General features: G+C 65.5%; 22 protein-coding genes and 1 tRNA gene. 12 read left to right on the top strand and 11 right to left on the bottom strand.

Annotated features, from left to right (window positions below; all coding sequences use genetic code 11):
* Positions 1–8 precede the first annotated feature (8 nt).
* The 5 genes from J7I89_RS00240 to J7I89_RS00220 all read left to right on the top strand — a co-directional run bounded on the left by J7I89_RS00240 (position 9) and on the right by J7I89_RS00220 (position 2,759).
* Positions 9–200 (top strand): YbdD/YjiX family protein, encoded by a 192-nt coding sequence (locus tag J7I89_RS00240; protein WP_214966400.1) that lies wholly within the window; start codon positions 9–11, stop codon positions 198–200.
* Positions 201–381: 181 nt separating this feature from the next.
* Positions 382–666 carry a GNAT family N-acetyltransferase gene (locus J7I89_RS00235; RefSeq protein WP_285290158.1) on the top strand — a complete coding sequence of 95 codons (285 nt, stop codon included), beginning with the start codon at positions 382–384 and terminating at the stop codon, positions 664–666.
* A 38-nt stretch (positions 667–704) separates the two neighbouring features.
* On the top strand, positions 705–1,382 hold the full coding sequence (locus J7I89_RS00230; protein WP_214966398.1) for a bacterial proteasome activator family protein: 678 nt from the start codon (positions 705–707) through the stop codon (positions 1,380–1,382).
* A gap of 7 nt (positions 1,383–1,389) precedes the next feature.
* Positions 1,390–1,833 carry a hypothetical protein gene (locus tag J7I89_RS00225; protein ID WP_214966397.1) on the top strand — a complete coding sequence of 148 codons (444 nt, stop codon included), beginning with the start codon at positions 1,390–1,392 and terminating at the stop codon, positions 1,831–1,833.
* 80 nt (positions 1,834–1,913) lie between these two features.
* Positions 1,914–2,759 (top strand): aldo/keto reductase, encoded by an 846-nt coding sequence (locus J7I89_RS00220; RefSeq protein ID WP_214966396.1) that lies wholly within the window; start codon positions 1,914–1,916, stop codon positions 2,757–2,759.
* An 84-nt stretch (positions 2,760–2,843) separates the two neighbouring features.
* Here J7I89_RS00220 and J7I89_RS00215 read toward each other — a convergent pair whose 3' ends face one another.
* The 4 genes from J7I89_RS00215 to J7I89_RS00200 form a co-directional block, all read right to left on the bottom strand.
* Entirely contained in the window at positions 2,844–3,023 is a 180-nt protein-coding gene (locus J7I89_RS00215; protein ID WP_078029946.1) for a hypothetical protein, read from the bottom strand.
* Positions 3,024–3,062: 39 nt separating this feature from the next.
* On the bottom strand, positions 3,063–4,037 hold the full coding sequence (locus tag J7I89_RS00210; RefSeq protein WP_251044714.1) for a hypothetical protein: 975 nt from the start codon (positions 4,035–4,037) through the stop codon (positions 3,063–3,065).
* A gap of 79 nt (positions 4,038–4,116) precedes the next feature.
* Positions 4,117–4,365: a hypothetical protein gene (locus J7I89_RS00205; RefSeq protein WP_214966394.1), complete on the bottom strand. Its 249-nt coding sequence runs from the start codon at positions 4,363–4,365 to the stop codon at positions 4,117–4,119.
* Between the two features lie 501 nt (positions 4,366–4,866).
* Entirely contained in the window at positions 4,867–5,040 is a 174-nt protein-coding gene (locus J7I89_RS00200) for a CsbD family protein (protein WP_214966393.1), read from the bottom strand.
* A gap of 156 nt (positions 5,041–5,196) precedes the next feature.
* Here J7I89_RS00200 and J7I89_RS00195 point away from each other — a divergent pair, with 156 nt between their 5' ends.
* Positions 5,197–5,460, top strand: coding sequence for a GlsB/YeaQ/YmgE family stress response membrane protein (locus J7I89_RS00195; RefSeq protein WP_214966392.1), 264 nt, complete (start codon positions 5,197–5,199; stop codon positions 5,458–5,460).
* Positions 5,461–5,856: 396 nt separating this feature from the next.
* Positions 5,857–6,240, top strand: a complete 384-nt coding sequence (locus J7I89_RS00190; protein WP_214966391.1) for a hypothetical protein — start codon at positions 5,857–5,859, stop codon at positions 6,238–6,240.
* Between the two features lie 12 nt (positions 6,241–6,252).
* On the opposite strand, the gene J7I89_RS00185 is transcribed toward J7I89_RS00190, so the two are convergent.
* Positions 6,253–6,900 (bottom strand): PAS and ANTAR domain-containing protein, encoded by a 648-nt coding sequence (locus J7I89_RS00185; RefSeq protein WP_214966390.1) that lies wholly within the window; start codon positions 6,898–6,900, stop codon positions 6,253–6,255.
* A 255-nt stretch (positions 6,901–7,155) separates the two neighbouring features.
* Here J7I89_RS00185 and J7I89_RS00180 point away from each other — a divergent pair, with 255 nt between their 5' ends.
* Positions 7,156–7,710 carry a cysteine hydrolase family protein gene (locus tag J7I89_RS00180; RefSeq protein WP_214966389.1) on the top strand — a complete coding sequence of 185 codons (555 nt, stop codon included), beginning with the start codon at positions 7,156–7,158 and terminating at the stop codon, positions 7,708–7,710.
* A gap of 21 nt (positions 7,711–7,731) precedes the next feature.
* Here the strand turns inward: J7I89_RS00180 and ftsW are convergent, their stop codons facing one another.
* From ftsW to J7I89_RS00160, 4 genes are all read right to left on the bottom strand, one after another.
* Positions 7,732–8,928, bottom strand: coding sequence for a putative lipid II flippase FtsW (gene ftsW, locus J7I89_RS00175; protein ID WP_308159766.1), 1,197 nt, complete (start codon positions 8,926–8,928; stop codon positions 7,732–7,734).
* 218 nt (positions 8,929–9,146) lie between these two features.
* Positions 9,147–9,779 (bottom strand): DUF305 domain-containing protein, encoded by a 633-nt coding sequence (locus J7I89_RS00170; RefSeq protein WP_214966387.1) that lies wholly within the window; start codon positions 9,777–9,779, stop codon positions 9,147–9,149.
* 153 nt (positions 9,780–9,932) lie between these two features.
* Positions 9,933–10,421, bottom strand: a complete 489-nt coding sequence (locus tag J7I89_RS00165) for a hypothetical protein (RefSeq protein WP_214966386.1) — start codon at positions 10,419–10,421, stop codon at positions 9,933–9,935.
* Positions 10,422–10,496: 75 nt separating this feature from the next.
* Complete coding sequence (locus tag J7I89_RS00160) at positions 10,497–12,662, bottom strand: copper-translocating P-type ATPase (protein ID WP_214966385.1); 2,166 nt, start codon at positions 12,660–12,662, stop codon at positions 10,497–10,499.
* Between the two features lie 425 nt (positions 12,663–13,087).
* On the opposite strand from J7I89_RS00160, the gene J7I89_RS00155 reads away from it, so the two are divergent.
* From J7I89_RS00155 to J7I89_RS00145, 3 genes are all read left to right on the top strand, one after another.
* Positions 13,088–13,573: a hypothetical protein gene (locus J7I89_RS00155; protein WP_214966384.1), complete on the top strand. Its 486-nt coding sequence runs from the start codon at positions 13,088–13,090 to the stop codon at positions 13,571–13,573.
* Between the two features lie 156 nt (positions 13,574–13,729).
* Entirely contained in the window at positions 13,730–14,242 is a 513-nt protein-coding gene (locus tag J7I89_RS00150; RefSeq protein WP_214966383.1) for a hypothetical protein, read from the top strand.
* A 48-nt stretch (positions 14,243–14,290) separates the two neighbouring features.
* Positions 14,291–14,905 (top strand): carbonic anhydrase, encoded by a 615-nt coding sequence (locus tag J7I89_RS00145; protein ID WP_214966382.1) that lies wholly within the window; start codon positions 14,291–14,293, stop codon positions 14,903–14,905.
* A gap of 178 nt (positions 14,906–15,083) precedes the next feature.
* Here J7I89_RS00145 and J7I89_RS00140 read toward each other — a convergent pair.
* A tRNA-Thr gene (locus J7I89_RS00140) sits at positions 15,084–15,156 on the bottom strand.
* Positions 15,157–15,531: 375 nt separating this feature from the next.
* Between J7I89_RS00140 and J7I89_RS00135 the strand changes: the two genes are divergently transcribed.
* On the top strand, positions 15,532–16,191 hold the full coding sequence (locus J7I89_RS00135; protein WP_251044734.1) for an HAD-IA family hydrolase: 660 nt from the start codon (positions 15,532–15,534) through the stop codon (positions 16,189–16,191).
* A 12-nt stretch (positions 16,192–16,203) separates the two neighbouring features.
* Here J7I89_RS00135 and J7I89_RS00130 read toward each other — a convergent pair whose 3' ends face one another.
* Positions 16,204–17,778: an alpha/beta hydrolase gene (locus J7I89_RS00130; protein WP_214966521.1), complete on the bottom strand. Its 1,575-nt coding sequence runs from the start codon at positions 17,776–17,778 to the stop codon at positions 16,204–16,206.
* Between the last annotated feature and the right edge of the window lie 34 nt (positions 17,779–17,812).

Raw genomic sequence — 17,812 nt, 5'->3', positions numbered from 1 at the left:
ATCTGGTCATGAACACGATTCTCGAAGGGTTCCGGGGCTTCGCCCGCTATCTCGGCGGCGTGATGGGGGCGGACGCGTACCAGAAATACCTGGAGCACCACGCCGCCTCCGGCCACCAGGCGCCGCCCATGACCGAGCGGGAATTCTGGCGGGACAGGACGGACCGCCAGGACACCAACCCGCAGGGCAGGTGCTGCTGACGTTGGCGGCCGTGCCCGCCGGGGTCTTGATCCGGCGGATCGGACCGGACGACGCCGCAGCGCTGAACGCGCTTGCGGAACGTGACAACCTCTTTGACGAGGATCCAGCCACGGAGCCGTCGGGCGCGCTGACGTCCGACGGCGCCCGGGACTTTCTGGCGGACCCCTCGGTGCTCTTTGGCTGGCCGAGGCCGGCGGTCGGGTGGTCGGATTCCTGCATTGCTACGTGCAGCGCCGCCGGACTGCCGGCCCTTGGGCCGAACTGCTGCTGATGGAGATGGGGACGCATGCGGACTGGCGCCGGCGGGGGATCGGGCGGGCCATGGTGGCGGCGATGGAAGCGTGGATGAAGGAGAACGGAGTGGCGGAAGTGTGGGTCCCGGCCAGCACCTACGCCGTGGGTTTTTACGGCAAATGCGGTTTCGTTGCCGATGAAGGCGAAATCCTGGTCAAGGAGCTTCATTGACTGGACTCCGCATTCCGGGCTCGTGAGAGTATGAACGCATGAGCGATCCGAAAGACACTCAACCTCGGGCGGCCGAAGATGCCGGTACTGCCCCGCAGGGCGGGTTCCAGTCAAACGACGACGTACCCGTGGAGGGCACAACCCTTGACGGGGATGCTGTCCCGGCGGAGGGCCACACGCCCTCGGAGCCGGCCAAGCCCAAGGGAGCCAGCCTGCAGGACCTGGTGGATGAGCCCGCCAAAGTGATGCGGATCGGCACCATGATCCGGCAGTTGCTGGAAGAGGTGAAGGCAGCGCCCCTGGACGACGCCGCGCGGGGCCGCCTGGCGGAGATCCACGAGCGCTCCATCAAGGAACTCGAGGACGGCCTGGCGCCTGAGCTCGTGGCGGAGCTGGAACGGATCAGCCTGCCCTTCCCGGATAACGCGACGCCGTCGGACGCCGAACTTCGGATAGCCCAGGCCCAACTGGTCGGCTGGCTGGAAGGCCTGTTCCACGGCATCCAAACGGCCATTGCCGCCCAGCACGCAGCCCGGGAGCAGGCCATGGCCCAAATCCAGCTGCGGCAGCTTCCCCCGGGGACTGTCATTGCACCCGGCGTTGTGATCGGCGAGAACGGCGAGCCGCAGCGAGCCAAGGCCCCGCAGCCGACGGCCGGCACCCCTCAACCAGGGCGGAAGGAAGATTCCGATCACGGCCCCGGACAGTACTTGTAGGTCATCTTTGGGCTTTTTCACGGCCGCCAGGCAAGGGCGGAAAGACGACGCCGAACTCGGCAAGGGCTTGTGGCGTCGCGCCCACGACCGCTTCCACCGCGGTCTGGACCGCTACCACCAGGTGTTGGAAGGCGTCGAGGACGAACAGCTTTACGTGGAGCTCGTCGACGTGGCCAACCAGCTGGCGGAGCTGTCCGGCCGTGTACGCAGCGTATGCGTCGAGGCACAGCGTCGCTCACCAAGCGACGGGCTTGATATTCCGCATGCGCTGTCCGGTGTGCACCGCGCGCTGTCGAAGGCGGGGAACTCGCTGGCCGCCACTGCTGAGGCAGCAGCGATGCTCCGCCTCGCCGTCGGTCCCGTTCCGGTGGGTGCCGCGTCCGTGCGGCGCCGTGCCGAAACGGTCTTCGAGCAAGTGGCCGACGCCGAGCGACTCCTGGCCGAATCCTGACTGGCCCTGGGCATTAAGCGCCTAGCTTAGCCTCGCCGCGGGGGCTGCGCCGGTGTGCCCATTGTTGGCAGGATAGGCAGATGACTTCTTCACCAACACTGACATTCAATGACGGCAAGACCATTCCCCAGCTCGGCTACGGCGTGTGGCAGGTTGAAGACGACATCGCCGAGAAGGTTGTCTTTCAGGCCTTCCAGGCGGGCTTCCGCCACATCGACACGGCCAAGATCTACGGCAACGAGTCCGGTGTTGGCCGGGCCATCGCCAGCTCCGGACTGTCACCCGAGGAAATCTTCATCACCACCAAACTCTGGAACTCGGACCAGGGCTACGAATCCACGCTGGCGGCTTTTGAAGAGTCCATGGAGCGCCTCGGCCTGGAAACCCTGGACCTGTACCTGATCCACTGGCTGCAGCCGAAGCAGGACAAGTACGTGGACACCTGGAAGGCACTGATCGAGCTTCAGAAGCGCGGCAGGGTCAAGTCCATCGGCGTCTCAAACTTCACCGTCGAGGGTCTCCAGCGCATCATCGACGAGACCGGAGTGGTGCCGGCCATAAACCAGGTGGAGCTGCACCCGTTCTTCAACCAGGCGGGGCTCCGGGAGTTCCATGCGTCCAAGGGCATTCTGACCCAGGCCTGGTCACCGCTGGGCCAGGGCGGCGAACTGCTCGAGGACCCCATCATCGCCGGCATCGCTGCCAAGCACGGGGCCACGCCGGCGCAGGTGGTTATCGCCTGGCACATGGCGGTCGGGAACGTGGTCATCCCGAAGTCCGTCACGGAGTCCCGGATCCGCGAGAACTTTGAGTCCCTGAACGTCACGCTGGACGCGGAGGACGTCGAGGCGATCAACGGCCTGGACCGCACCGCAGAAGGTGCCGGGCGGATCGGCCCGGACCCTGCGGTCTCTGACTTCGCCTAGTCTGGCTGCTGGCCCCGTCCCCGCTGATCAGTCCCCACTGTTCACCAGCGCGGACGGGGCTGCCGTCTCTTAAGCTGCAGTCTCTTAAGCTGCCAGCCGGTCCTGCCGCGTCTCCACGGCATCAACTACAGCCCAGCCGTCCTCGCCGGAAATGCTGCGGCTGGCAAACCGCTCAGCGTCCGCGGCGGTGTCGAACACCTCGGTCCTGGCCCGCCCGCAGTCGGCATCGAAATACGTTACGTGGAATTCCTGGTTCATTTCCATGACTCCATGGTGCAACCGGGGTCTGACATTATTCGTGCTTCAGTCCGGTGTGTTGCGCAGCCGGAGCACCCGTTCCTTCGCCAGCATGGCTGACCGCTGGCTCTTCTCCGCTGCCCTGGCCGCCTGCTTTGCCTCCGCGGCAGCCACATCCCGCTCCTTCCGTGCCGCTTCCAGCGAGACCTCCAGTGTCTGTAGCCGCTTCCGGGCATCGGTCACCGCGGCCGTCAGCCGGTCGAACGCCGCAGACGCCTCCTCCTGCGCCTCCGTGCGAAACTCCGCCTCGCCGACAGCTTCCGCGGCCGCCGTCTCGGCTTCGGCGAGGGCCGCCAGCGCTTTGTCCAGCACCGACGGCGACGGCGGGCGGGGTGCCTCGCGCACGGCCTGCAGGCGCGGCTTCTGCGGGGCGCCGGACTGCCCGGATGCGTGCGGCGGCGCCGGCCGCCCGGCCGTCGACGCCTGTCCGGCAGTTGTGCGCGCGGTCCGCGGCCTGGCCGGCCGTGCGCCGAGGGCGGCAGGAACCGCAACCGCGCCGCCCAGATCAACCTGATCCACGCCGTCGGCCGACAGAACCCGCAACAGCATCCCGCTCTGCACCGCAGCGGCCGCCGCTGGGTCGGCGGTGGCCGCGCGGAGGGTCTCCTCCACCTCAGTGGCCACGGGTCCGCTGATTTTCCGTCCGTGCTCCTCAGCAGCAAGCCTGGCGGACGCCACCGCCTCGCCAAGGAGCTTCCGCCGCTCGCGTGCCAGTTCACGCAGGGCGGCGGCGTCGAGTAAAGCCTGAGCGTCCTGCATGGTCTGGCCGAGGTCGCTGAGCTGCTGCAAAGCCTCGGGCCGGTTGTGTGCCAGCATGTTGACTGCCCAGGCCGCAACGGAGGGCTTGGGCAGCTCCCGGATCGCTTGGGAAAGCGGGCGGTCGGCTGCGGCGTCTTTGGCGGCGACCGTCCGTGCGGGCACGAACTCGTCGAAAGGCAGCGCGTACAGCCGCCGTGCGACGTCCTCCAGAACCTCCACCATGCCAGCCATCATAGGGCCGCCTGCGGCATGTCAGGACGAGCGGACGTCTTGCCGCGGCATCAGACCCGGCCGGCGCCGGTCAATGCGGGACCAGTTTGCCGCCTCCCCGGGTCCGGTGCCACCGGTCGGTCATGTTCCGATGCGCTCTCCCAAGGCTCCGGTACAGCCCGACGGCCATGGCGTTCAAGAAGAGGATCACCAATTGCACCGCTGCTGCCACGAGCAGGAGGAGGGCAAAGAGGATGAAAGCGGGCAGGAACATGAGGAAAACGGCAATAATTGCCGCGATATAGGTGAGGGCATAGCCGACGATCGTCGCCTGATCCACTGGAATCCGATCAACAGCCAGGTGAATGGCTTCTGGTGCTGCTGTCTCCCTCTGCAGCTTTGGGTGACGCGGTCTCCGGAAGGTACTAACCGGGGACCACTTTGCGGGACAGATATTCCGCGCGCTAATGGTGCTGCACATGCGCGACGCTGCGCTGTGGCGTTCTCTAAAAGCTCTTCGCCCGAGTGGCATCCTGAGCGTGTCCCAGCATCCCGTCCCGGCCCATCAGGCGTGACTTGCTGTCACCGACCCCCTGGTCTTACATTCGATCCTCTATGGCACTAACCGGCTTACGACACGGCGCCAACCGGCCCACGACGGCTGATACGGCTTGTTATAGCACCGCCCCCATGGCCTGACAAGAGACTTCCCTGGGCGCACGGACGTCACGCACCGGCGGGCAGACCACTCGTCCTGCCGCGAATATCCGTGCCGTCAGCACAGACAAGAAGGGTGCGGCGCCGGTGTGGGGCTGCACCCTTCTTCAGTCCCGTCGGCCGGTTATTCCTTGAACGCGTCCTTGACCTTTTCGCCGGCTTGTTTCAGGTCTGATTTGGCCTGGTCGCCCTGGCCTTCGGCTTTCAGGCTCTCGTCGCCCGTAGCCTCGCCGGCGGCTTCCTTGCCCTTGCCTCCGAGTTTCTCGGCGGTGTTTTCGATCTTGTCATCCAAACCCATGGTGTCTCCCCTCGCCGTTGGCTTCCGTCGACGGATCCGCCGGCGGCTTACAGCCTCATCATAAGCCAAAAGCTTGCCAGATACTAAGCATACTGATTAACTCATAAATACGGTTGGCGACATGCCAGCGGTACGTGTGTTGGAAGGAAGTGCGTCATGGGATTTCTCGGATTTCTCCTGCTCGGCCTGATTGCAGGAGCCATAGCCAAAGCCATTCTTCCGGGGAGGCAGGGCGGCGGGTGGCTGTTGACCTTGGTCCTGGGCGTAGTCGGGGCGATACTCGGCGGCTGGATCGGATCCCTGGTCTTCGGCGGGGGTCTTGGTGAATTCTTTGACCTCAGGACATGGCTGCTGTCCATCCTGGGCGCCGTCATCGTGCTGCTGATCTTCGGTGCAGTCACCCGCAGAAGCCGGGTCTGACCGGTCCCGCGATATAAGGGGACATGCCGCCTGCGCGGGGCACTTTAGGATCGACCATTTCCAGGGGATGCTGACGGGTCCCTGTTCCCGTCTCGACGGTCGTCGTGCACACCCGTCCGGACGAAGGAACGAGGGACTGCCCTTCCGTGCTGTCTTTCCGGGCTCCGGTTCCCGGAATTCCTCCCAGGCTTCGGGCGCCGTGTACGCCGGCCCCCTTGATCAGGGCGTCCGGAGCACAAGGGGGCATCATGGCTCCGGGATTTTCCCAAGGCGGACCAGCGAGAGTGGAGTCTTCCGGGGGGAACGTAGCCGTCTATCGAATCCTGGAGTTGCGGGCCGGGACATGCTCCAGCAGGGACGCGGCCCAGGCAGCGATACGGCCAGGAAGGAGCAGCGATGACTGGATGCCAGGTGCTTCGATGCCCTAATCCTTCGGCTGATCGTTTCGTGTCGGCCGACTCGAGGGTCACAGCGCTGGTCTGCGGAGAGCACAAGCGTGCGCTGGACGCAGGCGAACGCTGGGATTGCACGGGGCGCGAGGGGAGCATTCTGATGGGACCGGACCTGGCGCCGGCCCTGGCGGACTATCTTGTTGGCGGGCGGGGCAACGGTGTTACGTTGACGATCGAGCGGATGGACGACGACCACCCGTTCTCCGTGTGGCTCTCGCATGCTGAAGCAGCCAGGCTCGGTGAGCTCCTTATTGCCCCGAGCGGGTCGCCGCCATCGCAGGGTCAAGCCGACCCCGAGTCGGGACGCCGGCGAAGAGACGCCCGCTGAATGCGGCCGACGTCAGGACCATATGCGTGTTCCGGCAGGCTCTGAAATCCCCCAGCGTTGCAGGGCCGCCGTCACCTTCCCCTGGCCCGCTGCATCGACAAGCTCAGCCGCGACGGCGGCGAGTTTCGTGTTGGTGTGCTGGCTTCGGGCAGCGAGGATGGTGAAGGCTTCGTTTGCCGGAACGTCCAGGCGGCCCATGATGATTCCCTTGGCCTGCTCGATGGTTGCCTTGTTGGCGTAAGCCCCGGCCACTGCCGCTGCGGCTTCCCGGCTGGCTTCCGCCGCCACTGTCCGGGTAAGGTCCATCACCACGCCCTGAATCGCCGTCACCGGTCCATGGCCTTCGCAGGCCTGCGCCAGGGTCAGCACACGATGCTCTCGCCCCTGGCAGTCGATGATGCGGTGGAAGAGGGCTCCCTGCCCCCCGCTCGAACGGATTTCATTGAGCAGCTCGCGGACAGGCCCGCGGTCCTCCGGATGCTTGTGGGCCATGATCAGTGCCTCGGTGGGGACGACTTCCCCGCGGGCGTAGCCGTGGATGGCGAACAGGCCGTCGGACCAGTCGCAGCGGCCCGATGCCAGGTCCAGGTGGAACGTTCCCGAGGGGCATTGCTTTCCCGCGCCGAGCGGAAACGAGTAGGTCTTGAGATTGTGCTGCATGAGGGTGCCCGTTTCGTCCAGATAATCGAGTCTGGCGGCACCACCCTAGGGAAAGCCGGGAGAATCTGGGCAAACGACAGGGGCGCTACCCCCACATGGGGTGCCCTACTCGGACCCCGACTATCTGGCCCGCAATTAACGCGTCCCGACTCTGGATTTCAATCCGCAAAGCACCGTCCGGACAGGAGCCGACGCCGTCGGACCGGCTTATCATGATCGAGTGGCAGGGCCCGCCCAACATCAGAGGAGATCGTCATGACCACACTGCCAGATCGACCCAACACCGCCTTGATGGTCATCGATGTCCAGGTGGGCGTGGTGGCCGACGTTCACCAGCGCGACTCGGTCATCGCCAACATCGGCACGCTGGTCGACAAGGCACGCGACGCTGGCGCCCCGATCGTCTGGGTCCAGCACTCCGACGACCAGCTGGAGCGGGGGAGCGACGACTGGAAGTACGTCCCGGAGCTGGCACGCCAGGAGCCGGAACCGTTGGTGCACAAGTCGTTTCCGGACTCCTTCGAAGACACCGATCTGGAAGACGTCTTGGCCAAAGCAGGGGTAGGTCGCCTGGTCGTGACTGGCGCTCAGACGGATGAATGCATCCGGTCCACGATCCATGGGGCCTTTGTTCGCGGCTACGACGTCACGCTCGTCGGCGATGCACACACGACGGAGGATCAGAGCGCGTGGGGCGCCCCGCCGCCGGACAAAGTCATTGCGCACACGAACCTCTACTGGAAGTACCACACGGCTCCCGGCCGTACCGCACAGGTCAGGGACGCGAAAGACGTGACGTTCACCGCCTGAGAAGTGAAATTGTCGCCGTCGTCACAGGGCAACCAACGTACGTTTCTTCGGCCGGGGGCCGCGGACTGCTACTGGTTCCGTGCGGGTGACGGCGAGGATCATGCCGATCCCTGCGAGCGAGGAGACCATGGCGGAGCCGCCGTAGGAGATGAACGGCAACGGCACGCCGATGACGGGAAGCAGCCCACTGACCATGGCGATGTTCACTATGGCCTGGCCTATGATCCAGGTAATCACGCTGGAGGACACGATGCGGGCGAACGTGTCCTGGGTCCGGGCGATGACTTTGAAAACTGCGATGGCGAGCACGGTAAATAGCCCGAGGATCAAGAGCGTGCCGGCCAACCCGAGTTCTTCGCCGAGGATCGTGAAAATGAAGTCGTTGTGGGCTTCAGGGATCCAGTTCCATTTTTGCCGGCTCTGGCCGAGGCCTACCCCGAACCACCCGCCCGAGGCCAGTGCGTACTGGCCGTTCAACGCCTGGTAGCCGACGCCCTGAGCGTCGTCAGCCGAGCCCATGCCGAGCCAGGACGAAATGCGGTCGACGCGGTTGCCGCTGGTGGCCGCCAGGACGAGGACACCCACCGTGCCGAAGGCGCCGGCGACGCCGAAGACCTTCATCCGTACGCCGCCGTAAAACATGGCAGCGGCGAGGATCATCATGATGATCATGGCCGTGCCAAGGTCGCGGCCGAGCGCGACGAGTCCGACGATGAGCGCACCGGCGGGGAGGACCACCGGGATGACGGCGTGCTTCCACTCGCGGAGCAATGTTTGTTTGCGGGAGAGGACGGCTGCCGCCCAGACGATGAGCGCGAGTTTGGCGAACTCGGACGGCTGGACGGTTAACCCGCCGAAACTCAGCCAGTTCCGGTTGCCGTTCACGGTCATGCCCAGGGGCGTGAACACCAGGCCGAGGGAAACAATGGCGGCCACCAGCAGGGGCCAGGCGAGTTTCCGGATATGCCGGGCCGGGAGGCGTGCCAGGCCGAACATGATGAGCACGCCGCCCACCGTCCACATGCCTTGCTTCAGGGGCAGGTCGTAGGGGTTGAGCCCGTTCGCGACCGACTCGACGAATGATGCCGAGGCGACCTGGACCAGCCCGATCGCCGCCAGTATCAGCACTACGGCCAGGATGATTGGCCTGGTGCGGTCTCCCGATTCGTCCCCGAGCCAACGGCCGACGCGGGCGAACACGTCACGGCTCTCGGTCACACGAGTCGACGGATACCTGGCGGTCACTTACTCATCACTGTTCCCTTCCCTCGGGCCAGCCTTGCGCCGGGCCGATCCGGGAAGGGAAAACCCACTGGGAAACAATACCGCCCCATCGGCGCGGGGCGTGACTCGGGTGCAGGAAGGAAGGGCAGCAGGCGGCGACACCGCCCCTGCCGCAAGGGGCGGCAGGGGCCAGGTGCCGGACGGCGCGCGGGCTAGCGGGTTGCCAGCAGTTTCTGCATTTCCTGGATTTCGGCTTCCTGCGCGCTCACGATGTCCTTGCTGAGCTTGATCGCGTCCGTATTCTTACCGGCGCTGTTCTCGGTTTTGGCCATCATGATCGCGCCTTCGTGGTGGGCGATCATCTGCTTCAGGAAGAGCCGGGCAGCTTCCGTACCTTGGGCGGCACCGAGTTTCTTCATGTCGTCGTCGCTCATCATGCCGCTCATGTTGTGGCTGCTGTGGCCGGAGGGCAGCTGTGTTGGTTCGTTCCAGCTCCGGAGCCAGCCGGTCATCATTTCGATTTCAGGGTCCTGGGCGGCCTTGATCTTGGTTGCCAGGGCCGTTACCTCGGCAGGAATGTCCGGCTTCTTCAGCATCATGTCGCTCATCTGAACGGCCTGGGCGTGGTGCGGGATCATCATCTGGGCGAACGTGACGTCCGCGGCGTTGTGTTCCGTGGCCAAAGCCGGGGCGCTGGTGGAGGGGGCACTGGAGGAGGTGCTGCCGTGGTCCATGCCGGGCATGGACGTGCCGGATGCTCCGGATCCGGACCCGCTCGCGCAGCCGGCCAGGGCGAGAGCCGCCGCGATGACAGTGGCGGACAGAGGCAGAAGTTTCTTATTCATGGGAAATGAGGTCCTTCAAATCATCGTTGGGCGCATGGCGCCGTCGGGAAGTGTGCATCAGCGGGTGCGGGGGCTGAGGGCCACAGCAGGGGCCTCAGCAAGGGACGTGTGCGCGCCGGAACTGGTCGTTCCCGGCGCAAAACGGCCTTTGGTTTATGTTCTGCTGATAGACAGCTCACCCGGCGACGGACTGCCGGGTAGATAGGAATAAGAAGCGGGTAGCGCCCCCGGTGCCCGGGCGTTGGAGACAACGTCGAAAACCGCCGTGCCGGGCAACGGGACAGAGAGCGACCCCGTTTTCCCCGACGGTGTACAGGACACCGTCATCGTGTGCGTGCTCGCGCAGCTGTCGGAGCACGAGCATGGCTCCACTGAGGAGCTGGCAGCGACCTGCTTGCCCGAATCAACGTGGGTTGGGGACGTGGCGGCGGCGCCCTGGGCCGCATGGACATGGCCCGCCGCGGCTCCTGTGTGGACCGTCGCGCCGCTGGCGCCGGCTGTGAGGGCGGCAGGGGAATGCATGCTGTGGGTCCCCGTGAGGACGTGCATGCCCAGGATCCCGGCGAGGACCGCAAGGATGCCGGCCAGCAGGCCCGTGCGGCGGAGCAACGCCGGCGCGGCTTTCCGGTGGGATGCGGCCATGACGTTCCTCCTTTCCGTTCGGGATGTGATTTCTAGGCTACCGGCTGTGACCCCGGTGGCCCGGTGCCGTCTGGGTCAGCGGACCCCGGCGGGGTTCAGTTTCAGCCGGCGCAGCAGCTGGGCGTTCAGGGCGACGACGATGGTGGAGGCGGACATCAGGACCGCGCCGGCGGCGGGGGAGAGCACGACGCCGGCGAAGGCGAGCACTCCGGCGGCCAGCGGGACGGAAATGATGTTGTAGCCGGTGGCCCACACGAGGTTCTGCCACATCTTCCGGTAGCTGGCCCGGGACAGGTCCACCATCGACAGGACCGCGCGAGGGTCATTGCCGGCCAGGACCACGCCGGCTGATTCCATCGCGACGTCGGTGCCGGCGCCGATGGCGATGCCGACCTCGGCCCTGGCCAGCGCCGGGGAGTCGTTCACGCCGTCGCCGACCATGGCGACTTTCAGGCCTCGTCCCTGGAGCTCCGCGACTTTCTTGTCCTTGTCCGCGGGCAGGACTTCGGCGAAGATCTCGTCGATGTTCAGCTCGGCTCCCACGGCTGCGGCGACCTGGCGGGCGTCGCCGGTGATCATGGCGACCTTGATGCCCCGCTTCTGCAGGGCGGCGACGGCCTGGCGCGACTCCGCACGCACAGCGTCTTCCAGGCTGACGGCACCAAGGATCCGGTTCCCGTCCACGATGTGCAGCACGGCAGCGCCGCGGTCCATCCATGCCCGCGTGGACGCTGTCAGGGTTTCGCCTTCGGTGAGGCCGAGTTCCCGAAGCAAGGCGGGGCCGCCGACCCGGAGGGTGCGGCCTTCGATGGTGGCGCGGACGCCCCGGCCTGTCATAGAGGTAAAGCCTGTAGCCTGCGGAATGTCCAGGCCCCGTTGGCGGGCTGCCCGCACGATGGCACGGGCGACGGGGTGTTCACTGTCGGCCTCGACGGCGGCGGCCACGGCCAGCAGCTCGTCACTGCTGACACCCCCGGCCGAGGCGACGTCTTTGAGCTCGGGCTCACCCTTGGTGAGGGTGCCGGTCTTGTCGAACAGGACGACGTCGACGGTGCGCATGCGTTCCAACGCCATCCGGTCCTTGATCAGCACGCCAGCCCGGGCCGCCTGTTCGGTGGAGATGGCGATGACCAGCGGGATGGCCAGGCCCAGGGCGTGAGGGCAGGCGATCACCAGGACGGTGACGGTGTGCGTGACCGCGTCGGGGACGCTGCCCAGCAGCGTCCAGGCGATGAAGGTGATGAGGCCTGCCACCGTGGCGAAGTAGAACAGGAACGCCGCTGCCCGGTCGGCCAGCGCCTGCGCTTTTGACGAGGACGCCTGGGCTTCGGCGACCAGGCGCTGGATCCCGGCCAGCGCGGTGTCGTTCCCGACTGCCGTTACTCGAACCCTGACCGTGTTGTCCGTCGCGACGGTTCCGGCGACCACCGGGTCACCGGCGGACCGGAGCACGGTCTTGGATTCACCCGTGATCATGGATTCGTCGAACTCGGCCTGCCCGTCGATGACGGTGCCGTCCGCCGGCATCCGGGCGCCGGACCGGACCAGGACGGTGTCCCCGGCCTGTAGTTCCGAGACCCTGACGGTCTCGGTCCCTGTGTCGGTGATGCGTTCCGCCTCATCGGGCAGCAGCGCGGCCAGGGCGTCCAGGGCTCCCTGGGCGGAGCCGAGGGCGCGCATTTCGATCCAGTGGCCCAGCAGCATGATGGCCACCAGCAGGGCCAGTTCCCACCAGAAGTCCAGGTCGAAACCGCCGATGCCCAGGCTGGTTACCCAGGAAGCAGCGAACGCGACGGTGATGGCCATGCCGATCAGCAGCATCATCCCCGGGCTCCGGGATTTGAGCTCGTTGAGGCCGCCCTTGAGAAATGGCTGGCCTCCGTAAAGGAAGATCACCGTTCCCAGGACGGGCGGGATCCAGGTCGAAAAGGGGAACTCGGGCGGCATGTAGCCGAGCAGGTGCCCGAACATCGGGCTGAAGTACACAACGGGAACCGACAGGACCAGGGTCAGCCAGAACCGGTCCTTGAACATGGCCGTGCTGTGCCCGGCGTGTTGGCCATGGCTGTGCACCGTGTGGTCATCCTGGGCGCCGTGCGCTGCATGATGGTCGTGGCGCCCGGGTGCGGTCGCCACCGCTGCCGTGGGGGACGCCATCGAGGCTGCTCCGCCGCTGGCGTCGTGCGCCGGGCCGGCGTGGTGGTCGTGATGGTGGTTAGGGTGCTGAGTTTGGTCTTCCATTGTTCCTCCCTAAGAGGTGCAGGCTGTCCTGCGGACGAGACCGTCCACAGGACAGCGGACCGAACTAACGGGGGATCAGGCTGTATCCGGCGGAGTTAACAGCGACACGAATCGCCGCGGCGGGGGCAGATCCGGAGATAACCAGGCGGGAGCGGCCGTCCGGGACGAGATCGACGGACGCCGTTTCCACGCCGTTGCAGCTGCAGCCCGACGCGGAGGACACCAGAGGGAGCTCTTTACGGGATTCTTTTCCGCACATGTCAGTTCCATTCCTTGGGAAGAAGTGATGGGCGCTGGGGTTGAACGGCTGTGACGGCGATGCAATGCACCGACCTGGACATACCACTTCACTGACAACACCATTAATATACCCCCAGGGGGTATTACTGGCAAGGGCATCAACTCCCGCAGTCCTGGCAGCAGCATTGCTCGTACCATCTCTGCCCGCTTCGGCGTCCGGCCCCGACGTGCCCGAGGCGCCGTCGTACATCCCCGTCGGCTATGCGTGTCCCGACTTCAACCTTGGATTCACGTGGACCGGGGGAGATAGAGCGTGGTCCCGGGCTTTCACGGATAATGACGGCTTCGTAACCCGCATCATGTCCACTTCGTCGGATTCGATGGTCACCTACATCAACTACGGCTCCGATCCCCTTAACCCCGTCGCCGGAAAGACCTACACAGCTAAGATGACGGGCTCGGGCGTCCGTACTGATTTCGGCGCGGGGACGCAAACGATAACGCTGACAGGAGACAATTACCTGTCACGGTCCGGCCCCGATATTCCGGGCGGAGTGTCCAGCACACTGCACACCGGACGGGTTGTCTTTATTTTCGACAACACCACCGGAGCTCTCGAGGTGGTGAGCGGCTCAGGCCGGGAACTCGATCTTTGTGCCGCGTTGAGGTAACGCCGCCACTCAATACAACGAAGGAAGACCGCGTGCCGGCCCCGTTTACGGCCCGGCACGCGGTCTTTTGCGGTCCCAGCGCCGAGCAGGTCAGGGATCCGTCTAGGATGACCGGCATGAGGAAGTGGATCGCCGCCCACCGCAAAATGGTTGCACTTGTGGTTCGCCGTAGCCTGGGGCGCGGGCATCGCTCTCTTCATCAGCTGGGGTCATCCGCTGGACCAGGTGCTCTTCAACGCGGGACTGTGGGCCCTCTTTGTGGCAGGTTCGTGGTACTTCGATGCCCGCCGGCAACGCGAGACTGCCTCCAGGCTCGACTCGCAGGGCGGGATGTTGGTCTACATACGCTACCCGGACTCGCTTACTGGCTCGCTCAGCCGTCTCTGGAACACGGGCGTTGCCTCATTCGATGAGACCTCAGCGCTGAAGTTTCAGCCAGCCGTCTACGACACGCTCGAGCCCTCCGGCCGGCCCACCACTTTCAGGGTCCTGGCGGCGACGCCTTCCGGGCCCAGGAGTATCGAGCGGAATGAAGCCAAGTACGTCACCCATAGGGGATTCCAGGTAATCCGGTTTTCTACCGACAAGGGAGACATCGACGTGGCTGGCCGACCGGAGTCGCTACGCAAGATTCTGGACACTGTTACCGGGTCCTCCGACTTTGGCTAAGGACGGCATTTCCCCTGCCCGGCGCAGCCGCCCACTTACAGTAAGTGGGTGATCAACAGAATCAGCACGTACGAGGCATGGCAGCGCCTGCTTGACGGCAACGAGCGTTTCGTCTCGGGAGATTCGTTGCACCCGAACCAGAACGCCTCTCGGCGCAGCGAGTTGGTGACTACCCAAAATCCGTTCGCAGTCATCTTTGGCTGCGCGGACTCCCGTCTCGCCGCGGAGATCATCTTCGACGTCGGCCTCGGCGACGTCTTCGTGGTGCGCACAGCCGGCCACGTGATCGACGACGCCGTTCTCGGCTCGCTCGAGTACGCGGTCTCGGTGCTCCACGTCCCGCTGATCGTAGTCCTCGGACATGACAATTGCGGCGCCGTCACGGCCGCGAAAGACGCCGTGGAAACCGGGGAGGTGCCCCCGGGCCACATCCGCGACCTGGTCGAACGGATCACCCCGTCTGTGCTGAGGTCGCTGCGCGAGAACAAGACGGACGTCAACGAGATGGTTATCGAACACGTCAAGCAGACCGTGCCCCGGCTGCTGGACAGCTCACGGGTGATTTTCGACGCGGTGGACAATTACTCCACCGCGGTAGTCGGCGTCGCGTACCGACTCGAAGAGGGCCGGGCGCAGCTCGTCTCCACATTTGGCGTCCTCTGAAGCCGGCGAGGCCTGCTCCTTCTGTGGCCGGATAGAGTTCGGCGGCCAGCGCGGATCAGTGGGATGGACACTGAGGGTGCCCTCCTGAGTGGTGTGCTGGACAGTGCACTGCTGGAATGCCGCCCAAGCAAAAACCCCGCATCCCCGCTGGATCAGCGGGGATGCGGGGTTCTTCTCGAGCTTCCTATCAGAATCGAACTGATGACCTTTTCATTACGAGTGAAACGCTCTACCGACTGAGCTAAGGAAGCACCGCATCAAACAACCGGAAAACCCGGCCGGTTCATGCAAGAGTCAACTGTAATAGAGTCCCTGCGTCCGGGTCAAAATGACGCCCGTTCCAGCCCGAGATTGACCCCGAGATTGACGTTGGCAGGATGTTCATTCGGCCGTCGGATCGGGTTCAAGCCGCCACCAGAAAGAGCGGCCATGCTGGCAGGAACAGGTGGTGCAGCATTGGGCCACGCCGGCAAAGGAGCTTGACCATGACGTTAGACAGCGCAACAGCCATGAACGGCACAACGGTCTTCAACAGGGGAGTGTCAGGCGCGACCCTGGGCAGCGAACGGTACCCCGGCGCGGCTGCCGTGCCTGAGGCGCAGGAGATCAGGCTGGCCGTGCTGGCCATGGTGGGAACAACAGTGTTCGACGGCGGCCTGATGGAACGGGCGATGTCCCGCACGCTGGCGGAACAGGGAGTCCCGGAGGGCTCCGCGGAATTTGAGGGCATGCTGGGCTACGCGCGCGACCATTCCGGAATCTCCCGGATGACGGTCTTCAGCGAATTGTTCGATGACCCGGAGGCTGCCGTCAGCGCCAACAGGATGTTTGAGCTGAATTGCGACGAGCTGATAGCCGCCGGCGGAATCCGCCCCGTTCCCGGGGCCGAGGAATCCATCGGCCGGCTGCGCGATGCCGGCATCAAGGTCTGCCTGGCCACCGGCTTTGGGCGGCACACGCAGAACATGGTGCTGGAGTCCCTCGGCTGGATGGGTCTTGCCGACCTCAGCCTGTGCCCGGCTGATGCGGGGCGCGGCCGGCCCTTCCCGGACATGGTCCTGACGGCCGTCCTTGCCCTCGACATCGATGACGTCCGGAAGGTCGCCGTGGTGGGTGACACCAGCGCGGACATCCACACCGGCCTGCGTGCCGGCGCCACCGTGGCTGCTGGCGTCCTCACCGGAGCGCACTCGGAGGCGACGTTGCGAGCAGCAGGTGCCACCGCCGTCGTTCCGTCCATCAAGGACTTTCCGGCGCTGCTCGAGCGACGCGCAACCGGCCGCTGACAGGCGCCTGCGTCAGCAGACGGTGTTGTCCGCCGGTTCCTTGCCGTCCACGAGGTACTTGTCCACGGCGTCGCCGATGCAGTTGTTGGACCGGCCGTAGGCCGTATGGCCCTGGCCCTTCCAGGTCAGCAGCGAGGCGTTGCCAAGCTGCTTGCGCAGGGCGCTGGCCCATTCCACCGGCGTGGCAGGGTCGCCGGTGGTGCCCACCACGACGATTGGCGCGGAGCCGGTGTAATCGACGGCGGCAGGCGTGCGGGTGTTCTTGTACGGCCAGTCCGCGCAGTTCGCTCCGCCGTAGGCGAAGAAGTAGCCCAACGTGGGGGAGACTTCGCGCAACTGCTGCTCTTCGGCCCGCATGGCCGCCGGATCGCTGGTGGTGGGGTAATCCAGGCAGTTGATCGCGCTGAAGGCATAGGCGGTGTTTGACGTGTATTTGCCGTTGGGGCCGCGGTCCGCGCCGAGATCGGCCAGCCGAAGCATGGGGCTCACGTCACCCTTCATGGCCGCGTCCAGCGCCTGGGTCAAGGCCGGCCAGCTTTCATTGCCGTACAGCGGAGTAATGAGACCGCTGACGAAGGTGTTGCCGCCCACCACCCGGCCGTCCTTGGCAGTGCGGGGAGTCTGTATCACGGACTCGATGACGTCGCGGATCTGCTGGATTCCGTCCTCAACGGTGCCGCTCAGGGGGCAGCCGTTCTCCCCAAGGCAGTGGGCGACGTAGGCGTGGAGCGTCTTGTCGAAGGCCTTCGCCTGGCCGCTGGTGAGCTCCTCGGCGCTGAGCGAGGGGTCCAAGGCGCCGTCGAGGACCATGCGTCCCACGTTGTCGGGGAACAGTGAAGCGTAGGTGGAGCCGAGGAACGTCCCGTAGGAGAACCCGATGTAGTTCAGCTTGGAGTCGTTGAGCACGGCGCGCAGGACGTCCAGGTCCTTGGCCGAGCTGACGGTGTCGATGTGCCCGAGCACCGGCCCCGTTCCCGCGGCACACTTGGCCGCCACAGCCTTGTTGTCGGCGAGGAGGGTTGCCAGTCCGGCGTCGGTTTCCGGCGTGTAGACCTTGGCGCGGGCTTCGTCGCGTTCCTTGTCCGTCAGGCACGTGACGGGAGCCGAACGCTTGACGCCGCGGGGGTCGAAGCCCACGAGGTCGTAGTTGGAACGCACCTTCTCGGAGAAGTGGCTCGCGCCGGCATCCCGGACGAAGTCGTAGCCGGAAGCGCCCGGGCCGCCGGGGTTGACGAGCAGGCTGCCCTGCTTCTTGCCGCCCGTGCTGGACATTTTCAGGGCGGAGATTTCGATCGTCTTGCCGTCGGGCTTGGCGTAGTCGAGCGGGACCTTGATCTTGGCGCACTGAAGCTTGTCCTCGCAGGGCTCCCAGACCACATTCTGGGAGTAGAAGTCCTTCAGTCCCTCCGGGGCCGCCGCCGCGATGGACGGGTCCGCCTGGCCGGTGGAGTTGCCCTGCGACGAGTCGTCCTTGGACTGCCCCAGCAAACTGCACGATGCCAGCAGCATGACCAGGGCCATGGCGCCGACGGTCCGCAGCCCGGTCACGAGGGATCGGGCTCGCGCGGACAGGGGCGGTGCAGGCATCATGCGGTTCTCCTTGTGGGCGGCGGCGTCAGGC

Source organism: Arthrobacter sp. ISL-5 (genome assembly GCF_018613835.1).
Classification (GTDB): domain Bacteria; phylum Actinomycetota; class Actinomycetes; order Actinomycetales; family Micrococcaceae; genus Arthrobacter.
This window is presented reverse-complemented; position numbering and strand designations above follow the sequence as displayed.

What these genes read in the sequence shown, in the direction of transcription:
- J7I89_RS00230 (WP_214966398.1), top strand. Translation starts at nt 705, where the DNA reads ATGAGCGATCCGAAAGACACTCAACCTCGGGCGGCCGAAGATGCCGGT.
- J7I89_RS00170 (WP_214966387.1), bottom strand. Translation starts at nt 9,779, where the DNA reads ATGAATAAGAAACTTCTGCCTCTGTCCGCCACTGTCATCGCGGCGGCT.
- J7I89_RS00180 (WP_214966389.1), top strand. Translation starts at nt 7,156, where the DNA reads ATGACCACACTGCCAGATCGACCCAACACCGCCTTGATGGTCATCGAT.
- J7I89_RS00160 (WP_214966385.1), bottom strand. Translation starts at nt 12,662, where the DNA reads ATGGAAGACCAAACTCAGCACCCTAACCACCATCACGACCACCACGCC.
- J7I89_RS00195 (WP_214966392.1), top strand. Translation starts at nt 5,197, where the DNA reads ATGGGATTTCTCGGATTTCTCCTGCTCGGCCTGATTGCAGGAGCCATA.
- J7I89_RS00210 (WP_251044714.1), bottom strand. Translation starts at nt 4,037, where the DNA reads ATGGTGGAGGTTCTGGAGGACGTCGCACGGCGGCTGTACGCGCTGCCT.
- J7I89_RS00215 (WP_078029946.1), bottom strand. Translation starts at nt 3,023, where the DNA reads ATGGAAATGAACCAGGAATTCCACGTAACGTATTTCGATGCCGACTGC.
- J7I89_RS00190 (WP_214966391.1), top strand. Translation starts at nt 5,857, where the DNA reads ATGACTGGATGCCAGGTGCTTCGATGCCCTAATCCTTCGGCTGATCGT.
- J7I89_RS00165 (WP_214966386.1), bottom strand. Translation starts at nt 10,421, where the DNA reads ATGGCCGCATCCCACCGGAAAGCCGCGCCGGCGTTGCTCCGCCGCACG.
- J7I89_RS00185 (WP_214966390.1), bottom strand. Translation starts at nt 6,900, where the DNA reads ATGCAGCACAATCTCAAGACCTACTCGTTTCCGCTCGGCGCGGGAAAG.
- J7I89_RS00130 (WP_214966521.1), bottom strand. Translation starts at nt 17,778, where the DNA reads ATGCCTGCACCGCCCCTGTCCGCGCGAGCCCGATCCCTCGTGACCGGG.
- J7I89_RS00220 (WP_214966396.1), top strand. Translation starts at nt 1,914, where the DNA reads ATGACTTCTTCACCAACACTGACATTCAATGACGGCAAGACCATTCCC.
- J7I89_RS00240 (WP_214966400.1), top strand. Translation starts at nt 9, where the DNA reads ATGAACACGATTCTCGAAGGGTTCCGGGGCTTCGCCCGCTATCTCGGC.
- J7I89_RS00135 (WP_251044734.1), top strand. Translation starts at nt 15,532, where the DNA reads ATGGTGGGAACAACAGTGTTCGACGGCGGCCTGATGGAACGGGCGATG.
- J7I89_RS00200 (WP_214966393.1), bottom strand. Translation starts at nt 5,040, where the DNA reads ATGGGTTTGGATGACAAGATCGAAAACACCGCCGAGAAACTCGGAGGC.